A 15,771-nucleotide genomic window follows, 5' to 3' on the forward strand; every position below is an offset into this window, starting at 1 on the left:
CCGCAACCTGGAAGAAGACGTGAGGGAAGTTCGATGCTGCGGCTGGGACGACGTGAGTTCGGCGAGAACGACCGGGTGATCATGGCGATCGTGAACCGGACGCCGGATTCCTTCTACGACCAGGGGGCGACCTTCCGGGACGAGCCCGCCCTGGCCCGGGTGGAGCAGGCGATCGCGGACGGCGCCGCGATCATCGACGTCGGCGGCGTCAAGGCCGGTCCGGGCGAGGAGGTGAGCGCCGAGGAGGAGGCGCGCCGCACGGTGGGCTTCGTGGCCGAGGTGCGCAGGCGCCATCCGGACGTGGTGATCAGCGTGGACACCTGGCGCCATGAGGTCGGCGAGGCGGTCTGCGCGGCCGGCGCGGATGTGCTCAACGACGCCTGGGGCGGGGTCGACCCCAAGCTGGCCGAGGTCGCCGCCCGCTACGGCGCCGGGCTGGTGTGCACCCACGCGGGCGGGGCCCAGCCGCGCACCCGCCCGCACCGGATCGGCTATGACGATGTGGTGGAGGACATCCTGCGGGTCACCCTGGAGCTCGCGGAGCGCGCCGTCGAGCTGGGGGTGCGGCGCGACGGGATCATGATCGACCCGGGCCATGACTTCGGTAAGAACACCCGCCACTCACTGGAGGCCACGCGCCGGCTGGGCGAGCTGGCGGAGACCGGCTGGCCCGTTCTGGTCTCGCTGTCCAACAAGGACTTCGTCGGCGAGAGCCTGGACCGGCCGGTCAAGGAGCGGCTGATCGGCACGCTCGCGACGACCGCCGTATCGGCCTGGCTGGGCGCCCAGGTCTACCGAGTGCACGAGGTGGCGGAGACCCGTCAGGTGCTGGACATGGTGTCGTCCATCGCGGGACACCGGCCCCCGGCGGTCGCCCGCCGGGGACTGGCCTGAGTGGACCGTGAGGAGACACGCGCGGTCAGGGGCCGGACTCCTTGGTCACCAGGTCGATCACCTCGTCGATGTCATCGGTCAGGTGGAACAGGTCCAGATCGTGCGGGGACGCCTTGCCCTCGGCGATGAGGGTGTTGGTGAGCCAGTCGACCAGGCCCTTCCAGTAGGCGCTGCCGAAGAGGACGATCGGGAAGCGGGTGACCTTCTTGGTCTGCACGAGGGTGAGCGCCTCGAAGCACTCGTCGAGCGTGCCGAGCCCGCCGGGCAGCACCACGAACCCCTGGGCGTACTTCACGAACATCGTTTTTCGCACGAAGAAGTAGCGGAAGTTGACCCCGATGTCGACGTACGGGTTCAGGCCCTGCTCGTACGGCAGCTCGATGCCCAGGCCGACCGAGACACCGCCCGCCTCGGTCGCACCGCGGTTGGCCGCCTCCATCGCCCCCGGGCCGCCGCCGGTGATCACCCCGAAGCCCGCCTCCGCGAGGGCCCGGCCGATCCGCACCCCCGCCTCGTACTCCGGGGACCCCTCGGGCGTACGGGCGGAGCCGAACACGCTGATCGCCCGGCCCAGCTCCGCCAGGGTGCCGAAGCCCTCGACGAACTCCGACTGGATGCGCATCACCCGGAACGGGTCCTCGTGCACCCAGTGGGTGGCCCCCTGGGTGTCCAGGAGGCGCTGGTCGGTCGTCTCGGGTCGCATCTGATGGCGGCGGCGCACGACCGGGCCCAGACGCTGCTCCCGCAGCGCTCGCTCTTCTTCGGCGTTGCCCACTGAGTGCTCCCTTCGCCAAGACCAAGATCTGGTCAAAGATCTGTGCTTCAGGGTAGGCCCCTCGGGGGGCATACAGCGGAAATCCGGGCCACGCTCACCCACCGAACCGCTGATCACACAGGTTCAGCGGTCTGCTGGCGCTGCTACGGGGGGCGGCGGATCGTGGCGCCTGCGGCGGGCTGCCCCCTCCCCGCCCCTTCCCGTTACCAGGGGCCTCCGCCCCTGGACCCCGGGCCCAGCCACTGCGGCGGAGCCGCATGTCGATGCCGCGGGAAGGGCGGAGCCCCGGCCCGGGGTCTGAGGGCGGAGCCCCGGCCCGGGGTCTGGGGTGGAGCCCCCACGCGGCGGACTCCCCCTACTAGTGGGTCAGCCAGGTCCGCAGTCGTTCCTCGGCCTCCAGGACGGCGGCGACCGGAACGTGCTCCTCGCGGGTGTGGGCCAGCTTCGGATCGCCGGGTCCGTAGTTCACGGCGGGCACGCCGAGCGCCGAGAAGCGGGCCACATCGGTCCAGGCGTCCTTGGGGGCCACCTCCACCCCGAGCGTCGCCACGAGGGCGGCGGCCGACGGATGGCCGAGACCGGGCAGGGCGCCGGGCGCGCTGTCGGTGAGCTCGACCTCGAAGCCGGTGAAGACCTCGCGGACGTGGGCGAGCGCCTCGTCCTCGGAGCGGTCGGGGGCGAAGCGGAAGTTCACCGTCACCGTGCAGAAGTCGGGGATGACATTGGTCGCGTGGCCGCCCTCGATCGTTACGGCGTTGAGGCCCTCGCGGTAGGTGAGCCCGTCGATCTCCGCCCGCCGGGGCACGTAACCGGCCAGCCGGTCCAGGATCGGCGCGGCCTTGTGGATGGCGTTCTCGCCGAGCCAGCTGCGCGCGGAGTGGGCGCGCCGACCCTGGGTGCTCACGCGTACCCGCAGCGTGCCCTGGCAGCCGCCCTCGACCTTGCCGTCGGTGGGCTCCAGCAGCACGGCGAAGTCGCCGGCCAGCCACTCGGGGTGGTTCCTGGCCAGCCGCCCCAGCCCGTTGAGCTCGGCGGCGACCTCCTCGTGGTCGTAGAAGACGAAGGTGAGGTCGCGGTTGGGCGCGGGCACGGTGGCGGCCATGCGCAGCTGTACGGCGACACCGGACTTCATGTCGGAGGTGCCGCAGCCCCACAGCACCCCGTCGTCATCGAGGCGCGAGGGCACGTTGTCGGCGATCGGCACGGTGTCCAGATGGCCCGCCAGGACGACCCGCTCGTCCCGGCCCAGGTCCGTCCGGGCCACGACGGCGTCCCCGTCCCGGTCCACGGTCAGATGGGGCAGGGCCCGCAGGGCCTGCTCCACGGCGTCGGCGAGCGCCTTCTCCTCACCGCTGACCGAGGGGAAGTCGACGAGCCGGGCGGTGAGCCGGGCCGCGTCCAGGGACAGGTCGAGTGCTGGGTGTGCCATACCCGCGACCCTAGCCGGTCGGCCCGCGCGCCCGGCGGCCCCGGCCTCCCGGCCACCCCCGCGAACGTGGCGTTCCCCACCCCGCACCCGGGATCCGGAAACAGGCCGCGTGAGGCTCCAGTACCGTGTGGCCCGTGCCCCTGTCCGTCTTCTCCCACCGCGCCCGGCTGCTGCGGGCCGCGGTCGCCTGTGCCGTACTGCTGGGCCTGGCCGGATATCTGGCGGCGCAGCTGGTGACGGGCGGTGTGGGACCGCCGCGCTGTGTCGTACGGGCAGGCGGCGTCCAGGTGCGGCTCTCCCCCGAACAGACCGTGAACGCCGCCACGATCGAGGCCGTGGCCGCCTCCCGCGGACTGCCCGAGCGGGCCGTCACCATCGCGCTGGCCACCGCCCTCCAGGAGTCGGGGCTGCGCAACATCCGCCACGGCGACCGGGATTCGCAGGGGCTGTTCCAGCAGCGCCCCTCCCAGGGCTGGGGAAATGTGCGGCAGATCCGCGATCCGGTCTACGCCGCCGGGAAGTTCTACGACGACCTGGTGCGGATGCCCGGCTATTCGCGGCTGCCGCTGACGGTGGCGGCGCAGCGGGTGCAGCGCAGCGGCTTCCCGCAGGCGTACGCGAAGCACGAGACCGAAGCGGTGGTGCTCACCGGCGCCCTCACCGGGCGCTCCGGGGCGGCCCTCAGCTGCCCGGGGCCGCCGGACGACGGCAAGGCGGGCGATCCGGTGCGCGTACGGGCCGCGCTGAAGCGGGAGTTCGGCGCCGAGACGGAGGCGCGGCCGGCCCTGGCCGGGCACGGCGGCGGTCAGCAGGCCGCCCCCTCGCCGCACACGGTGCTGGTTCCGGTGCCCAAGGCGGCGACCCCGGGGCGTGCCGGGCAGCGCGGCTGGGAGATCGCGCACTGGGCGGTGGCCCACTCGGACGAGTTGCGCATCGAACGTGTCTCTTACGGCAAGCGCGAATGGAACGCACGGAATTCCGGGGCGGGTTGGCGTCCGGCCAAGGGGATTTCCGGGGCGGAAGTACGGATCGACACCATGCGATAGCGCATGGAATCACCGCAGTTCAGGGCGGCTGATGGTGGATTGAGCGGCACGCACGGCGGAATGGTCCGGGCGTATTACGCGCAGAAACGGATAATGCGACGCATTGCCAACTCTTTGCCTTGGGGCACCGCAACCTTCGCGAGGTTCACGCGGTATTCACAGCGTCCGAATCGCCGGACGCAGACGCCAATTGTCCCCTCGTCAAAGGAGCACCATGTCCCTCCCTCTCACCCGTCGGATCGCCCGCGCGGCGCTACTGGTCGCGGCGAGCGCGGCTCCCGTCGTCGGCGCCGCCGGCGCCGCGAGTGCGGCGGAGCCGGCCCAGCCGCAGGCATCCAACCTGGGGCTGTCCTCACTGGACGCCGCCGCGGTCGGTGAGGTCGCCGACGTCGCCTCGCAGCAGGTCGGGAGCACGGCGGGTGACGTCAGCGGCAAGGCCGGCGGGACCGTCAAGGGGATCCTGCCGGGCCGGGCCGCCCCGGCGAACGTGACCCCGGCCAAGCCCGCGCAGCCCGCGAAGCCCGCGCAGCCCGGCAAGCCTGCCAAGGGCGTGAAGGCCGCCAAGGCCCACAAGTCCGCCAAGAGCACCCCGGCCAGGGCCGCCCACGCCAAGGCCGCCGGTAAGGGCGCCGGTAAGGGCGAGAGCCGGGCCCTCGGGCACGGGAAGGGCAAGGGCGGCGCCCACGCCAAGGGCAAGGGCAAGGCGGTGAAGCCCGCGCGGCCCGCCGCTGCCGCACCTGCCGCCCCGGCCGCCGCCCCGCAGGCCCCCGCGCCCAGCGCCCCGCAGGGCCCGGACCTCCCGGTCAAGGGCCTGCCGATCAAGGGCCTGCCGCTGCTCGGCTGATCGTCCGCCGGACGTACGCAGGGGCCCGGGGAGTTCGCGTACTCCCCGGGCCCCTTCGGGTCCATCGGCCGCTACGGGGTGTCCGGCGGACTGTTCCCCTCCCCGCCCCTTCCCGAAACTGGGGCTCCGCCCCAGCCCCCGGTCCGGGGCTCCGCCCCTGGACCCTGGGATCCAGGGCAGAGCCCCGCCACGCAGCGGAGCCGCATATCGCTACTGCGGGAAGGAACGAAGCCTCCGGTCCGGAGCCCGGGGCACAGCCCCGGACCGGGATCTGGGACGCAACCCTAGACCGGGATCTGGGGCACAGCCCCGGGCCGGGATCTGGGGCACAGCTCCGGACCGGAATCTGGGGCACAGCCCCGGACCGGAGCCCGGAACGCAACCCCGGACCGGAACCGGGAACACAACCCCAGACCGAAACCCGAGGCACAGCCCCCAACCGAAACCCGGAACGCCAACCCAGACCGAAACCCGGAACACAGCCCCAGACCGGAACCCGGAACGCAACCCCGGACCGGAACCCGGAACGCAGCCCCGGACCGGGGTCTGGGGCTGCGCCCCAGTTGTGGGAAGGGGCGGGTAGGGGAGCAGCCCGCCGCAGGCGTCACGACCCGCCGGACATCCCCAGTCGGGCTCCGGTCCTCAGCCCGCCAGTCGGCGGACCGCCGCTTCCACGCGCTCGTCGGTCGCCGTGAACGCGACCCGGACGTGGCGCTCCCCCGCCGCGCCGTAGAACTCGCCCGGGGCCACCAGGATGCCCAGCTCGGCGAGGGCTCCCACGGTGTCCCAGCACGGCTCGTCCCGCGTCGCCCACAGGTACAGCGACGCCTCGCTGTGCTCGATGCGGAAGCCGTGGCCCTCCAGCGCCGACCGCAGCGCGGCCCGGCGCCGCTCGTAGCGCTCGCGCTGCTCCGTCACGTGCTTGTCGTCGCCGAGCGCCGCGACCGTGGCCGCCTGCACCGGTGCGGGGACCATCATCCCGCCGTGCTTGCGGATCTTCAGCAGCTCACCCAGCACCGCCTCGTCACCGGCGAGGAACGCCGCCCGGTAGCCCGCCAGATTGGACCGCTTGGAGAGCGAGTGGACCGCCACCAGCCCCTCGAAGGAGCCGCCGGAGATCTCCGGGTGGAGCACGGAGACCGGATCCGCCTCCCAGCCAAGCTCCAGATAGCACTCGTCGCTGACCACCAGCACCCCGTGGGCACGGGCCCAGGCGACCGCGGTGCGCAGCTCGTCCTTGGACAGCACCCGGCCGGTGGGGTTGGACGGGGAGTTGAGCCACAGCAGCTTCAGCCCGGCCGGGTCGAGCTCCGTGCCCGCGGCGCCAGCCGCAAATGTCTGCGTGTCGTACGGCACGGGCTCGGCGCCCGCCAGCCGCGCGCCCACCTCGTACGTCGGGTAGGCGAGCCGCGGGAAGGCGACCCGGTCGCCGGGGCCCAGGCCCAGCTGCGTCGGCAGCGAGGCCACCAGTTCCTTGGAGCCGACCACCGGCAGCACCTGGGTGTGGGTCACCCCGGCCGCGCCCAGCCGCCGCTCCACCCAGCCGGTGAGGGCGTCACGCAGCGCGGCCGTGCCCCAGACGGTCGGATAGCCGGGGCTGTCCGAGGCGTCGGCGAGCGCCGCGCGGATCAGCTCGGGGACCGGGTCGACGGGGGTGCCCACCGAGAGGTCGACGATGCCGTCGGGGTGGGCCGCGGCGGTCGCCTTGTACGGTTCGAGCCGGTCCCAGGGGAAGACCGGGAGGCGGGCGGAGACGGGTGGCACGGGGTGGCTCGCTTTCTTCGGAACTGCCCGGGCCGAGGGGACCCGGGGGACCCGGCTGACCCGGCGGACCCGGCGGACTCCAGGGGAACCCCGGCGGACTCCAGGGGAACCCTGGGGAACCCCGGCGGGGCGGGCGCCGGGAAATCCGCCGGAAGGCCCGGGAAACCGCGGGAGCGCCGGGGAGGCCCGGGAAACAGCCCGGTCCCGCAGGCCACAGGCCGTACGGGACCGCCGACTGCTTCCGGGCGATGGCGCCGGGGCAGGGGTTTACTCGTCGTGCTCCTGCGGCGGAAGCGCGGCGATGAAGGGGTGGTCCCGCTCGATCAGGCCGAGCTTGCTCGCGCCACCGGGCGAACCGAGCTCGTCGAAGAACTCGACGTTCGCCTTGTAGTAGTCCTTCCACTCCTCGGGAGTGTCGTCCTCGTAGAAGATCGCCTCGACCGGACAGACCGGCTCACAGGCCCCGCAGTCGACGCATTCGTCCGGGTGGATGTACAAGGACCGCTGGCCCTCGTAGATACAGTCGACGGGGCACTCCTCGATGCACGCCTTGTCCTTCAGGTCGACACAAGGCTGCGCGATGACGTAGGTCACGCTGTCGTTCCTCCTCGTTAGGGCTGCTATCGCGCGGGAGCGCGGCGTCGTCGATGCCCGCACCTAGTATCTCCGTTCTTGGGCACCGAGCGCACATGAGGGGCTGACAGAGCTGTGGATTTCACCACTGGCGGACGTCTCGAAGTCCGGATCACCCCGGATGACGTGGGAAAACGCGTCTCGGTCAGGCTTGTGACCGAAGATCGTGAGCCCGGCGCCACGTTCACCGACGTGGTCGGGGTTCTCACATCGTGGACCGAGGGGACGCTCTCCATCACCCGGCGCACCGGTGAGCCGGTGCGGATCGCCGAGTCGTCCCTGGTGGCGGGGAAGGTGGTGCCCGCCGCTCCGGCCCGCCGCCGCGGCCCCGCCGCGAGCGCGCCCGAGCTGGACCGGGTCGCCGCCCGGGCCTGGCCGCCGGTGACCGGCGAGCCACTGGGCGAGTGGACGCTGCGCGCCTCCGGCGGCTTCACCCGGCGCGCCAATTCGGTACTGCCCCTCGGCGACCCCGGGATGGGGCTCGACGAGGCGCTGCGCCGGGTGACCGAATGGTACGCGGCGCGGGAGCTGCCCGCGTACATCCAGGTCAGCACGGGCGCCGAGGGCACCCAGGAGCTGCTCGCCGCGGAGCTGGAGAGCCGCGGCTGGATACGGGAGGTCTCCTCGCTGGTGGAGATCGCGGCGCTCGCCCCGATCGGGGACCTGGACGCCGACACCTCGGCGGTGACGCTCTCCCGCCGACTCGACGACGCCTGGCTGGCCCGCTACCAGCGGTCGTCCGGCGAGCCCTCGCCCGAGGCGCGGACGGTGCTGTCGGGCGGCCCGTCGGTGTGGTTCGCGACCATAGCGGCGGAAGGGGGCGGCGCCCCGGCCGCGATCGGGCGCTGTGTGGTGGACGGCCGCTGGGCCGGGTTCACCGCCGTGGAGGTCGCCCCGGAGCGGCGGCGCCAGGGTCTGGCCAAGGCCGTGATGACGGCGCTGGCCCGCACGGCGCTCGACGAGGGCGCCTCGGCCGCGTATCTCCAGGTGGAGACGGACAATGGCGGGGCGCACGCCCTCTACGAGGGCATGGGCTTCACCGTCCATCACAGCTACCATCACTGGCGCGCGTCCGGGCAGGATCCGCGCTGAGCAGGGTACGAGGCGGCTATGCCACGGATGAACGACGTCTCCCGCCGCCGCTGGTTCGCCGACGCGGCCCGCGAAGAGCGCCCCGATCTGGCGCTGCTGTGCCTGCTGGTGGGCATGGAGGCCGACCCCGGCCTGGACGAGACCGGAATCGACGAAGCGCAGATCGAGCTGGACCGGCTGGCCGGTCAGCTCCCCTTCTCCCCCGGCGGCCCCGAGGACTGGGCCGCCGCGCTGGCCCGCCTGCTCGGTGAGCGCCATGGCTTCCGGGGCGGCCCGGCCGACTACCGGCGGCTGGAGTCCTCGCTCCTCCACCAGGTGCTGCGGCGCCGCCGGGGGCTGCCCATCCTGCTGTCCGTGGTGTGGATGGAGGTGGCGCGGCGGGCGGGCGCGCCGGTGTACGGGGTGGGGCTGCCGGGCCACTTCGTGGTCGGCTTCGGCGATCCTTACGGCGGCCATGTGCTGGCCGATCCGTTCGACGGCGGGCGGCCGCTGTCCGCCGAGGACGCGGCGACGCTGGTGTCGGGGGCCACGGGCGCCCCGCTCTCGGCGTCGATGCTGACCCCGGCCGGGCCGCTGGACATCGTGCTGCGGATCCTCAACAACATCCGCGCCTGGGCGTCCGCCCGCCCCGAGCGCACCGATGTCCGGCTCTGGGCGCTGGAGCTGTCCCTGCTGCTGCCCAGCCACCCGGCCGAGCTGCGCTACGAGCGGGCGAAACTCCTGGTGGAGCGGGGTGAGTTCCTGACCGGCGCCAAGGAGCTGGAGGACTACGCGGAGGTCGTGGCGGCGGTGGAGCCCGACGCCGCCGAGACGATACGCCGCCAGGCCCGCGCCGCCCGCGCGATGCTGAACTGAGCGCTCCGCCGTCCCCGCCCCGACCTGCCGTCGATCGTCCGCGGCGGCTGCGTGGCCGGCCACGCGGCGGAGCCGCACATCGACACAGCCCCGCGCCCCTTCAGGGCGCGGTCACTACAGCCAACCCTTGTCGCGGGCGATGCGGACGGCGTCGGCGCGGTTGCGGGCGGCGGTCTTCTGGATGGCCGTGGAGAGGTAGTTGCGGACCGTGCCCGGCGACAGGTTCAGGGCGCGGGCCAGCTCCGCGTTGGTCGAGCCGTCCGCCGAGGCGCGCAGCACCTCGCGCTCCCGAGCGGTCAGCGGGCTGGCCCCGTCCACGAGCGCGGCGGCGGCCAGCGTGGGGTCGATCACCCGCTCCCCGCGCAGCACCCGCCGTATCGCGTCGGCGAGCTGCGCCGCCGGGGCGTCCTTGACCAGGAAGGCGTCGGCGCCGGACTCCATGGCGCGGCGCAGATAGCCGGGGCGGCCGAAGGTGGTCAGGATCACGATCCGGATCCCGGGCTCGGCCCGGTGCAGCGCGGCGGCGGCCTCGATCCCGCTCAGACCGGGCATCTCGATGTCCAGCAGCGCCACATCGGGGCGATGGGTCCGGGCGGCGTCCACGACCTCGTCGCCGCGGGCCACCTGCGCGACGACCTCGATCTCGTCGTCGAGCCCGAGGAGCGCGGCCAGCGCCTCCCGCACCATGGACTGGTCCTCGGCCAGCAGTACCCGGATCACGCCCCGCAGCGTAGCCGCTCCCGCGACGGCCAGGACCAGCCGGACCGCCCGCCTTCCCCGCAGACCGCCCGCCTTCCCTGCGGACCGCCCGCCTTCCCTACGGCGCGGCCTGCGAGTTCCCTACGGCGCGGCCTGCGAGGGCAGCTCCGCGCGGGCGCCGCGGGAGAGCGGGACCAGGGCGCGGAGGGTGAAGCCGCCGCGCTCGCCGGGGCCGGTCTCCAGGCGGCCGTCCGCGAGCTGGAGCCGCTCGGCCAGCCCGGTGAGCCCGTTGCCGTGCGGGCCGGTGGCGCCGCGGCCGTCGTCGGTGACGGTCAGGCACAGCTCGTCGCCCGTCTCGTCGAGCGTCACCGCACAGCGGCGCGCCCCGCTGTGCCGCACCACATTGGTGACCGCCTCGCGCAGCGCCCAGGCCAGCGCCCCCTCCTGGTCGGGCGGAAGGTCGGGGTGGTGGATGCCGGCCCGGCTCAGATCGGCGGCGACGCCCGCGGCGGCGAGGGCGGTACGGGCCCCGGCGACCTCGGCCTCCAGGGTGGGGCGGCGAAAGCCGCTGACCGCCTCCCGGACGTCTACCAGCGCCTGCCGGCTGACCCGCTCGATATCGGCCACCTGCCGCGCCGCCTGCTCGGGCTTGTCGGGCAGCATCCGCCCCGCCAGCTCGCTCTTGAGCGTGATCAGGGAGAGCGAGTGGCCCAGCAGATCGTGCAGATCGCGGGCGAGCCGCAGCCGCTCCTCGTTGGCGGCGAGCTGGGCCACGGTGGCGCGGGCGGCGCGCAGCGCCCGGGTGGTGCGGACCATCTGCCGCACCCCGCTCATCGCGAAGCCGCCGAGCAGCGAGGGGATCACCAGGGCGGACACCAGCCCGTGCGAGCCGCGCACCAGCACCCCGATGGCCACCATGAACGCCGTGTTCAGCGGGATCGCCCAGCCCGAGACCCGCAGCGGCAGCACCGCCCCGAAGGCGACGGACACATAGACCGAGAGCACCAGCCAGTCGTCGCCCATGGTGAGGGTGAGCAGGGCGGCGAGCGCGCAGATCATGCCCAGCGCCCCCAGGACCGCGGCCCGGCTCAGCGCCCGCCCGGTGTGCCGGAAGACCAGCATCAGATAGACGGCGACGAAGACCAGCAGGCCGAGCCCGCCGCACACGGTGCCCAGGGCGGTGTGGTCGCCGTCGGCCAGATCGCTCACCGGCGCGCCCATATAGGCCATCCAGATCCCGATCCACATCAGCTTGACCAGGGCCTGTCTGCGGTTCTCGGGGGACTGCCCGATGGAGACCACCCGGTCGTGCTCCTCGTCGTACGCCATCGCGTCGGCCCACCAGGTCAGCCGGCGGCGCCCGCCGGGGCGGCACTCCGGATCGCCGTCGGTCCACTCGGCCCGGTCAGCCATGGTTCTTCTCTCCTCGGATCACGCCTCGGGCCACGCCCTCGCGCCCCCGGTCATGCCTTACGGCATCCTTCACGCCTTACGGTGCCCTTCATGCCTTACGGGTGTCCTTGCGGTACAGCCATGCCGCGCCGCCCGCGAAGACCGCGAGGTAGCCGATGAGCAGCGCCACGTCCTTGGCGTGCGGGGCGCCGCCCAGCTCGATCGCCTGGCCGAGCGCGGTGTAGGCGTGGGTGGGCAGATAGTCGCCGATGTTCTCCAGCCACCGCGGATACGACGAGGTGGGCATCCACAGCCCACCGAGGATCGACAGACCGAAGTAGATGATCATCGTCAGCGGCCGTACCGCGTCCCCGCTCGCCAGATAGCCGATGGCCACCCCGAGCGCCGCGAAGACCAGGGAGCCCGCCCAGATCGCGGCGGTCAGCGCGGGCCACTCCCAGGCGGCGTCCAGCCGTACGCCCTTGGCGACGGCGGCCACCACGAAGACGATCACGATCGACGGCAGGGTGGCCACCGCACCCACGGCGATCTTGGCCCCCACATAGCCGCGGCCGGGCAGCGGGGTGAGCCGCAGCTGCCGGGTCCAGCCGCCCTCGCGCTCCTTGGCGATCCGCTCGCCGTTGCCCATCAGCCCGGCGGTCAGCGCCCCGAAGGAGGCCATCGCGACCATGTAGTAGAGGGGCATCGACAGCCGGGTGCCGGGCACGCGGTCGTCGGCGTCGGTGCTGCCCGCGATCAGCAGGAAGAGCACGGACGGGTAGACGACCGTGAAGAACATGAACTTGCGATTGCGCAGGGTCCGCGCGATCTCCAGCTTGACCAGCGCCTTCATCGTGCGGACTCCTCAACTGCCGCCGCGGCGTCGGTGATGGCGAGGAACGCCTGCTCCAGGCCGAGGCCGGTGACCTCGAGCCCGTGCGGATAGAGCCCGAGCCCGTAGACCGCGTGCACGGTCGCGTCCGCGTCGGCGGACCGTATCCGTACGGTACGCCCCGAAATCTCGATCCCGGTCAGCGCGGGCAGGGCGCGCAGCGCCGTCTCGTCGGGCGGCCCGTCCAGCTCGAAGGAGATCCGCCGGGCCCCGGCCATCGCCTTGATCTCGGCGGACGAGCCGTCGGCCAGCACCCGGCCGCGGTGCAGCACGATCACCCGGTCGGCGACGGCGTCGGCCTCATCGAGGTAGTGGGTGGCGAACAGGATGGTGCGGCCCTGCCTCGCCTGATCCCGCATCGCGCCCCAGAAGGTCTGCCGGGACGAGACGTCCATACCGGTGGTGGGCTCGTCCAGCACGATCAGGTCGGAGGCCCCGGCGGTGGCGAACGCGAAGCGCACCCGCTGCTCCTGGCCGCCGGAGAGCTTGTTCACCTTGCGGGAGGCGATCTCGGTGATCCCCGCCCGCTCCAGCACCTCGTCCACCGGATGGCCCTTGGGGTGCAGATCGCAGGCCAGCCCCACCAGCTCGCGGACCGTCACCTCCTCCATCAGACAGCCGCTCTGGAGCATCGCGCCGACCCGGCCGCGGACGATGGCCTGGCGCGGGGTGGTGCCGAAGACCTCCACCCGGCCGGAGTCGGGGTGGCGCAGGCCGAGCAGCAGATCGAGGCTGGAGGACTTACCGGCGCCGTTGGGGCCCAGCAGGGCGACGGTCTCCCCCGGGTACAGGGTGAGATCGAGATCGGTCACGGCGCGCACACTGCCGTAGGTCTTGTTCACCTTCTCGAAGCGGACCACGGGCGGGGCACCCGTGGCGGCGGCCCCGGTGCCGGGGTGGGAAACAGCGGTCGTTGCGGTCATGGCCGTAAGACTGGCCGAGGGCGGGGTGTGCCCGGCAGTGTCAGCGGTCGTGACCCGGAGATGACAGATGTCATGGGTCGGGCCGTGACGCGGCCCAGGAAAGGACGCTGACCTGGCAGACATACCGCGGCCCCCACCCGTGCCGGGCGGGGGCCGCGTCGTCCGACCGCGTGTGACGGGCCGGTCAGTTGTCCTTGCCGACGATGCCGATGCGCTCGCTGGGCGTCTTGCCGAGCAGCGCCTGGCGCAGCGCCGACACCACGTCCTCCGGGGTGACGGGCTTCTTGGAGCCGTCGCCCCGCTCGAGCAGAACGCCGTCGAAGGTGCTGCCGTAGAGCTGCTTGAGGACGGCCAGGTCGTAGTGCTCCACCAGCTTGCCGTCGACCACCCGCATGGAGAGGATCTTCGGCAGCGACTTGTCCGGGCCGAACGGGATCGAGTGCTGGGCGTCCGTCTGGACCGTGACCAGCCCCGACATCGCGGGCTCGGCGAAGGTCTTCAACTTCCGGTCCACCTCGGCCTTGCTGACCGTGGGGCGCTTGATGGTGACCGGCAGGGTGATGGCCTTGTTCTGCCCGGTCTCGGCGCGCATCCGGAACCCGTCCGAGACGGCCTTGACCGCCTTGTCCACGTCCAGCCCCTTGCCCTCCTTGCCGTACACCGGAACGGCCTTGCCGGAGGTGAAGCTGATGCCGCCCTCGCGGGCCGTGCCGGAGTCGCCCGCGAGCCGCTCCAGGGCGTCCCGCAGCTTCTCCTCGTCGACGGTGACCGCCGGGTCGGCCTCATGGGTGCCGCCGAAGAGCGAGCCGATCACGGTGACCGGGTTGTAGTCCCGGCCCGCGACATCCCGGACCGTGGCCTCGGTGTCGAGCGCCAGGCCCGCGACGGAGGGCTTGATCTCCTTCTCCTGGCCGTCGACCGACACCGTCAGCGGGGCGGTGGTGCGCTTGCCCAGCGCGGAGTCCAGCTTGTCGACGGCGACCTCCTTGGAGGTGCCGCCGATGTCGACGCCGAGGACGGTGGTGCCGTTCGGCACATCGGCGTGGTTCATCACCAGACCGGCCACGTAGGCCCCGCCCGCGATCACGAACAGCAGGCCCCCGGCCATGACGACCTTGGACCGGCCCTTCTTCTTGGGCTTACCGGCCTTCGGGGCGGACGGCGCCGGGGCGCTGTCGCCGCCGGGCGCCGGGGCCCCCGGGCCGCCCGGGGCGGGCGGGGACGGCGGCTTGGCCCGGCCCTCGGCCGAGGGCACCACGGGCACCCCGCTGACCAGCGTGTCGCTGGAGATCTGCTCGGGCGGCACGCCACCGGTCGGCGTGGGCTCGGGGTCGCGGAACAGCGAGGGGGACGGATCGGCTCCGAGGTCGTCCGCGGACCCCGCCCCGGGGTCGGTCAGCGGGCCCACGCCGGTGGTGGCGCCGAGGCTGCCGGACAGCGGCGAGCCGCCCGGCGGGGTCGGCGGCTGACCGGCCGGGCCTCCCCCGGCCAGCGGGCCCACTCCGCCCGGGGGCGTCTGCGGATCACCGCCGTACGGGCCGCCCGAGGAGCCCGGTCCGGGCGGGGCCAGCAGCTCGCTGTCGCGCGGGCCCGCACCGGGCCCGGAGGGCGGCATGTACATGTCGCCGGTGACCGGGCCGGTGGTGGGCCCGGTCGGCTCGGGGTGACCGGACGGGGCCTGGGCGTCGGTGAAGTACGGCAGATCGGCGGCGGGGCCGCCGCCCTGCTGCGGCGCCGGGAACCCCTGCGTGGTCTCGGGCGAGGGGAATCCCTGCGTGGTCTCCGGGGAAGGGAAACCCTGTGTGGCGTCGGGTGCGGGGAACCCCTGAGTGGTGTCGGGCGCCGGGAACCCCTGCGTGGTGTCCGGGGCCGGGGGCGCCGGCGGCTTCGGGGTGCTCCCGGTGGCCGACGAGCCGCTCCTGGGCTTACGGGGCGAGAACCAGTCGCTGGTCCGCTCGCCGTCCTTACCGCTCTTCCTCTCCCGGCCCTCGGTGGGCTCGCCGGCCCCGCCGGGCTCGGCCGGCACCCCGCGCTCCGGCGTCGGCGTGAAGTCGACGCGCGGCAGGGCACTGGTGCGCTCGGGGGCGTCGTCATCCCCGCCGGAGCGGGGCGCGGGCACGCCGTCCTCCGCGACGGGCGTGCGCATGACCACCGGCGGGATGGGCCGCGACCCCGGAATGTTGATCTTGATCCGGGTCGTCAGCGTGGTCTCGGTCTTCGGCTCCTCCGGCTTGGCCGCGGCACGCGCCTGCCCGTCCTCGGCGGCACCCTGCGGGGCCTCCTGCATGGGGTTCGGCGAGGGGTACTGGCGGGATCCGTACGGCGGGGTGCCCGACGGGTAGACGGCACCGCCGCTTCCCTCCCGGGGCCCGGAGGACGAACTGTCAGATTCACGGCTCAAAGCAGGTTCTCCCAGTTAGCTCCGCCGCCCGTCAGACCTCGCGCGGGCGGCTCGGCGGCGGCACCACCATACTGGGCGGTGCGGACGCGCACTTGACGGCCGCCGGATCACCGCATCCGGTACGCCCGATGG

General features: G+C 73.4%; 14 protein-coding genes. 5 read left to right on the top strand and 9 right to left on the bottom strand.

The features are described from left to right. The first annotated feature begins 33 nt into the window (after positions 1–33). A complete protein-coding gene (folP, locus tag ACZ6TD_RS18185) occupies positions 34–894 on the top strand; it encodes a dihydropteroate synthase (RefSeq protein ID WP_471355213.1) in 861 nt (286 codons plus the stop codon). Positions 895–919: 25 nt separating this feature from the next. Here the strand turns inward: folP and ACZ6TD_RS18190 are convergent, their stop codons facing one another. Together ACZ6TD_RS18190 and dapE are read right to left on the bottom strand one after the other, a co-directional pair. Further along, entirely contained in the window at positions 920–1,669 is a 750-nt protein-coding gene (locus ACZ6TD_RS18190; RefSeq protein ID WP_020868627.1) for an LOG family protein, read from the bottom strand. 358 nt (positions 1,670–2,027) lie between these two features. Further along, the gene (gene dapE / locus ACZ6TD_RS18195) at positions 2,028–3,098 is read right to left on the bottom strand and encodes a succinyl-diaminopimelate desuccinylase (RefSeq protein ID WP_471355215.1); all 1,071 of its coding nucleotides are present in this window, start codon (positions 3,096–3,098) and stop codon (positions 2,028–2,030) included. Positions 3,099–3,223: 125 nt separating this feature from the next. On the opposite strand from dapE, the gene ACZ6TD_RS18200 reads away from it, so the two are divergent. Together ACZ6TD_RS18200 and ACZ6TD_RS18205 are read left to right on the top strand one after the other, a co-directional pair. Next, positions 3,224–4,144: a VldE C-terminal domain-containing protein gene (locus tag ACZ6TD_RS18200; protein ID WP_471355217.1), complete on the top strand. Its 921-nt coding sequence runs from the start codon at positions 3,224–3,226 to the stop codon at positions 4,142–4,144. Between the two features lie 214 nt (positions 4,145–4,358). Then, a complete protein-coding gene (locus tag ACZ6TD_RS18205; protein ID WP_471355219.1) occupies positions 4,359–4,988 on the top strand; it encodes an ATP-binding protein in 630 nt (209 codons plus the stop codon). A gap of 642 nt (positions 4,989–5,630) precedes the next feature. Here the strand turns inward: ACZ6TD_RS18205 and dapC are convergent. Together dapC and fdxA are read right to left on the bottom strand one after the other, a co-directional pair. After that, positions 5,631–6,752, bottom strand: coding sequence for a succinyldiaminopimelate transaminase (gene dapC, locus ACZ6TD_RS18210; protein ID WP_471355220.1), 1,122 nt, complete (start codon positions 6,750–6,752; stop codon positions 5,631–5,633). 267 nt (positions 6,753–7,019) lie between these two features. Beyond that, positions 7,020–7,346: a ferredoxin gene (gene fdxA / locus ACZ6TD_RS18215; RefSeq protein ID WP_014054705.1), complete on the bottom strand. Its 327-nt coding sequence runs from the start codon at positions 7,344–7,346 to the stop codon at positions 7,020–7,022. A gap of 114 nt (positions 7,347–7,460) precedes the next feature. Between fdxA and ACZ6TD_RS18220 the strand changes: the two genes are divergently transcribed. Further along, positions 7,461–8,477 (top strand): GNAT family N-acetyltransferase, encoded by a 1,017-nt coding sequence (locus tag ACZ6TD_RS18220; protein WP_471355222.1) that lies wholly within the window; start codon positions 7,461–7,463, stop codon positions 8,475–8,477. 18 nt (positions 8,478–8,495) lie between these two features. After that, complete coding sequence (locus ACZ6TD_RS18225; RefSeq protein ID WP_471355224.1) at positions 8,496–9,332, top strand: transglutaminase-like domain-containing protein; 837 nt, start codon at positions 8,496–8,498, stop codon at positions 9,330–9,332. Positions 9,333–9,446: 114 nt separating this feature from the next. Here the strand turns inward: ACZ6TD_RS18225 and ACZ6TD_RS18230 are convergent, their stop codons facing one another. The 5 genes from ACZ6TD_RS18230 to ACZ6TD_RS18250 form a co-directional block, all read right to left on the bottom strand. Further along, entirely contained in the window at positions 9,447–10,019 is a 573-nt protein-coding gene (locus tag ACZ6TD_RS18230; protein ID WP_471357828.1) for a response regulator transcription factor, read from the bottom strand. A 153-nt stretch (positions 10,020–10,172) separates the two neighbouring features. Continuing rightward, positions 10,173–11,444, bottom strand: a complete 1,272-nt coding sequence (locus ACZ6TD_RS18235; RefSeq protein WP_471355226.1) for a sensor histidine kinase — start codon at positions 11,442–11,444, stop codon at positions 10,173–10,175. Positions 11,445–11,532: 88 nt separating this feature from the next. Further along, a complete protein-coding gene (locus ACZ6TD_RS18240; protein ID WP_471355228.1) occupies positions 11,533–12,276 on the bottom strand; it encodes an ABC transporter permease in 744 nt (247 codons plus the stop codon). After that, on the bottom strand, positions 12,273–13,238 hold the full coding sequence (locus ACZ6TD_RS18245) for an ABC transporter ATP-binding protein (RefSeq protein ID WP_471355230.1): 966 nt from the start codon (positions 13,236–13,238) through the stop codon (positions 12,273–12,275). Before ACZ6TD_RS18245 ends, ACZ6TD_RS18240 begins: the two co-directional genes overlap by 4 nt. A 184-nt stretch (positions 13,239–13,422) precedes the next feature. Beyond that, positions 13,423–15,639, bottom strand: a complete 2,217-nt coding sequence (locus ACZ6TD_RS18250; protein WP_471355232.1) for a peptidoglycan binding domain-containing protein — start codon at positions 15,637–15,639, stop codon at positions 13,423–13,425. Positions 15,640–15,771 lie beyond the last annotated feature (132 nt).

It is taken from the genome of Streptomyces yongxingensis, assembly GCF_055597465.1.

What these genes read in the sequence shown, in the direction of transcription:
- folP (WP_471355213.1), top strand. Translation starts at nt 34, where the DNA reads ATGCTGCGGCTGGGACGACGTGAGTTCGGCGAGAACGACCGGGTGATC.
- dapE (WP_471355215.1), bottom strand. Translation starts at nt 3,098, where the DNA reads ATGGCACACCCAGCACTCGACCTGTCCCTGGACGCGGCCCGGCTCACC.
- ACZ6TD_RS18205 (WP_471355219.1), top strand. Translation starts at nt 4,359, where the DNA reads ATGTCCCTCCCTCTCACCCGTCGGATCGCCCGCGCGGCGCTACTGGTC.
- ACZ6TD_RS18225 (WP_471355224.1), top strand. Translation starts at nt 8,496, where the DNA reads ATGCCACGGATGAACGACGTCTCCCGCCGCCGCTGGTTCGCCGACGCG.
- ACZ6TD_RS18230 (WP_471357828.1), bottom strand. Translation starts at nt 10,019, where the DNA reads ATGGTGCGGGAGGCGCTGGCCGCGCTCCTCGGGCTCGACGACGAGATC.
- ACZ6TD_RS18235 (WP_471355226.1), bottom strand. Translation starts at nt 11,444, where the DNA reads ATGGCTGACCGGGCCGAGTGGACCGACGGCGATCCGGAGTGCCGCCCC.
- ACZ6TD_RS18240 (WP_471355228.1), bottom strand. Translation starts at nt 12,276, where the DNA reads ATGAAGGCGCTGGTCAAGCTGGAGATCGCGCGGACCCTGCGCAATCGC.
- ACZ6TD_RS18245 (WP_471355230.1), bottom strand. Translation starts at nt 13,238, where the DNA reads ATGACCGCAACGACCGCTGTTTCCCACCCCGGCACCGGGGCCGCCGCC.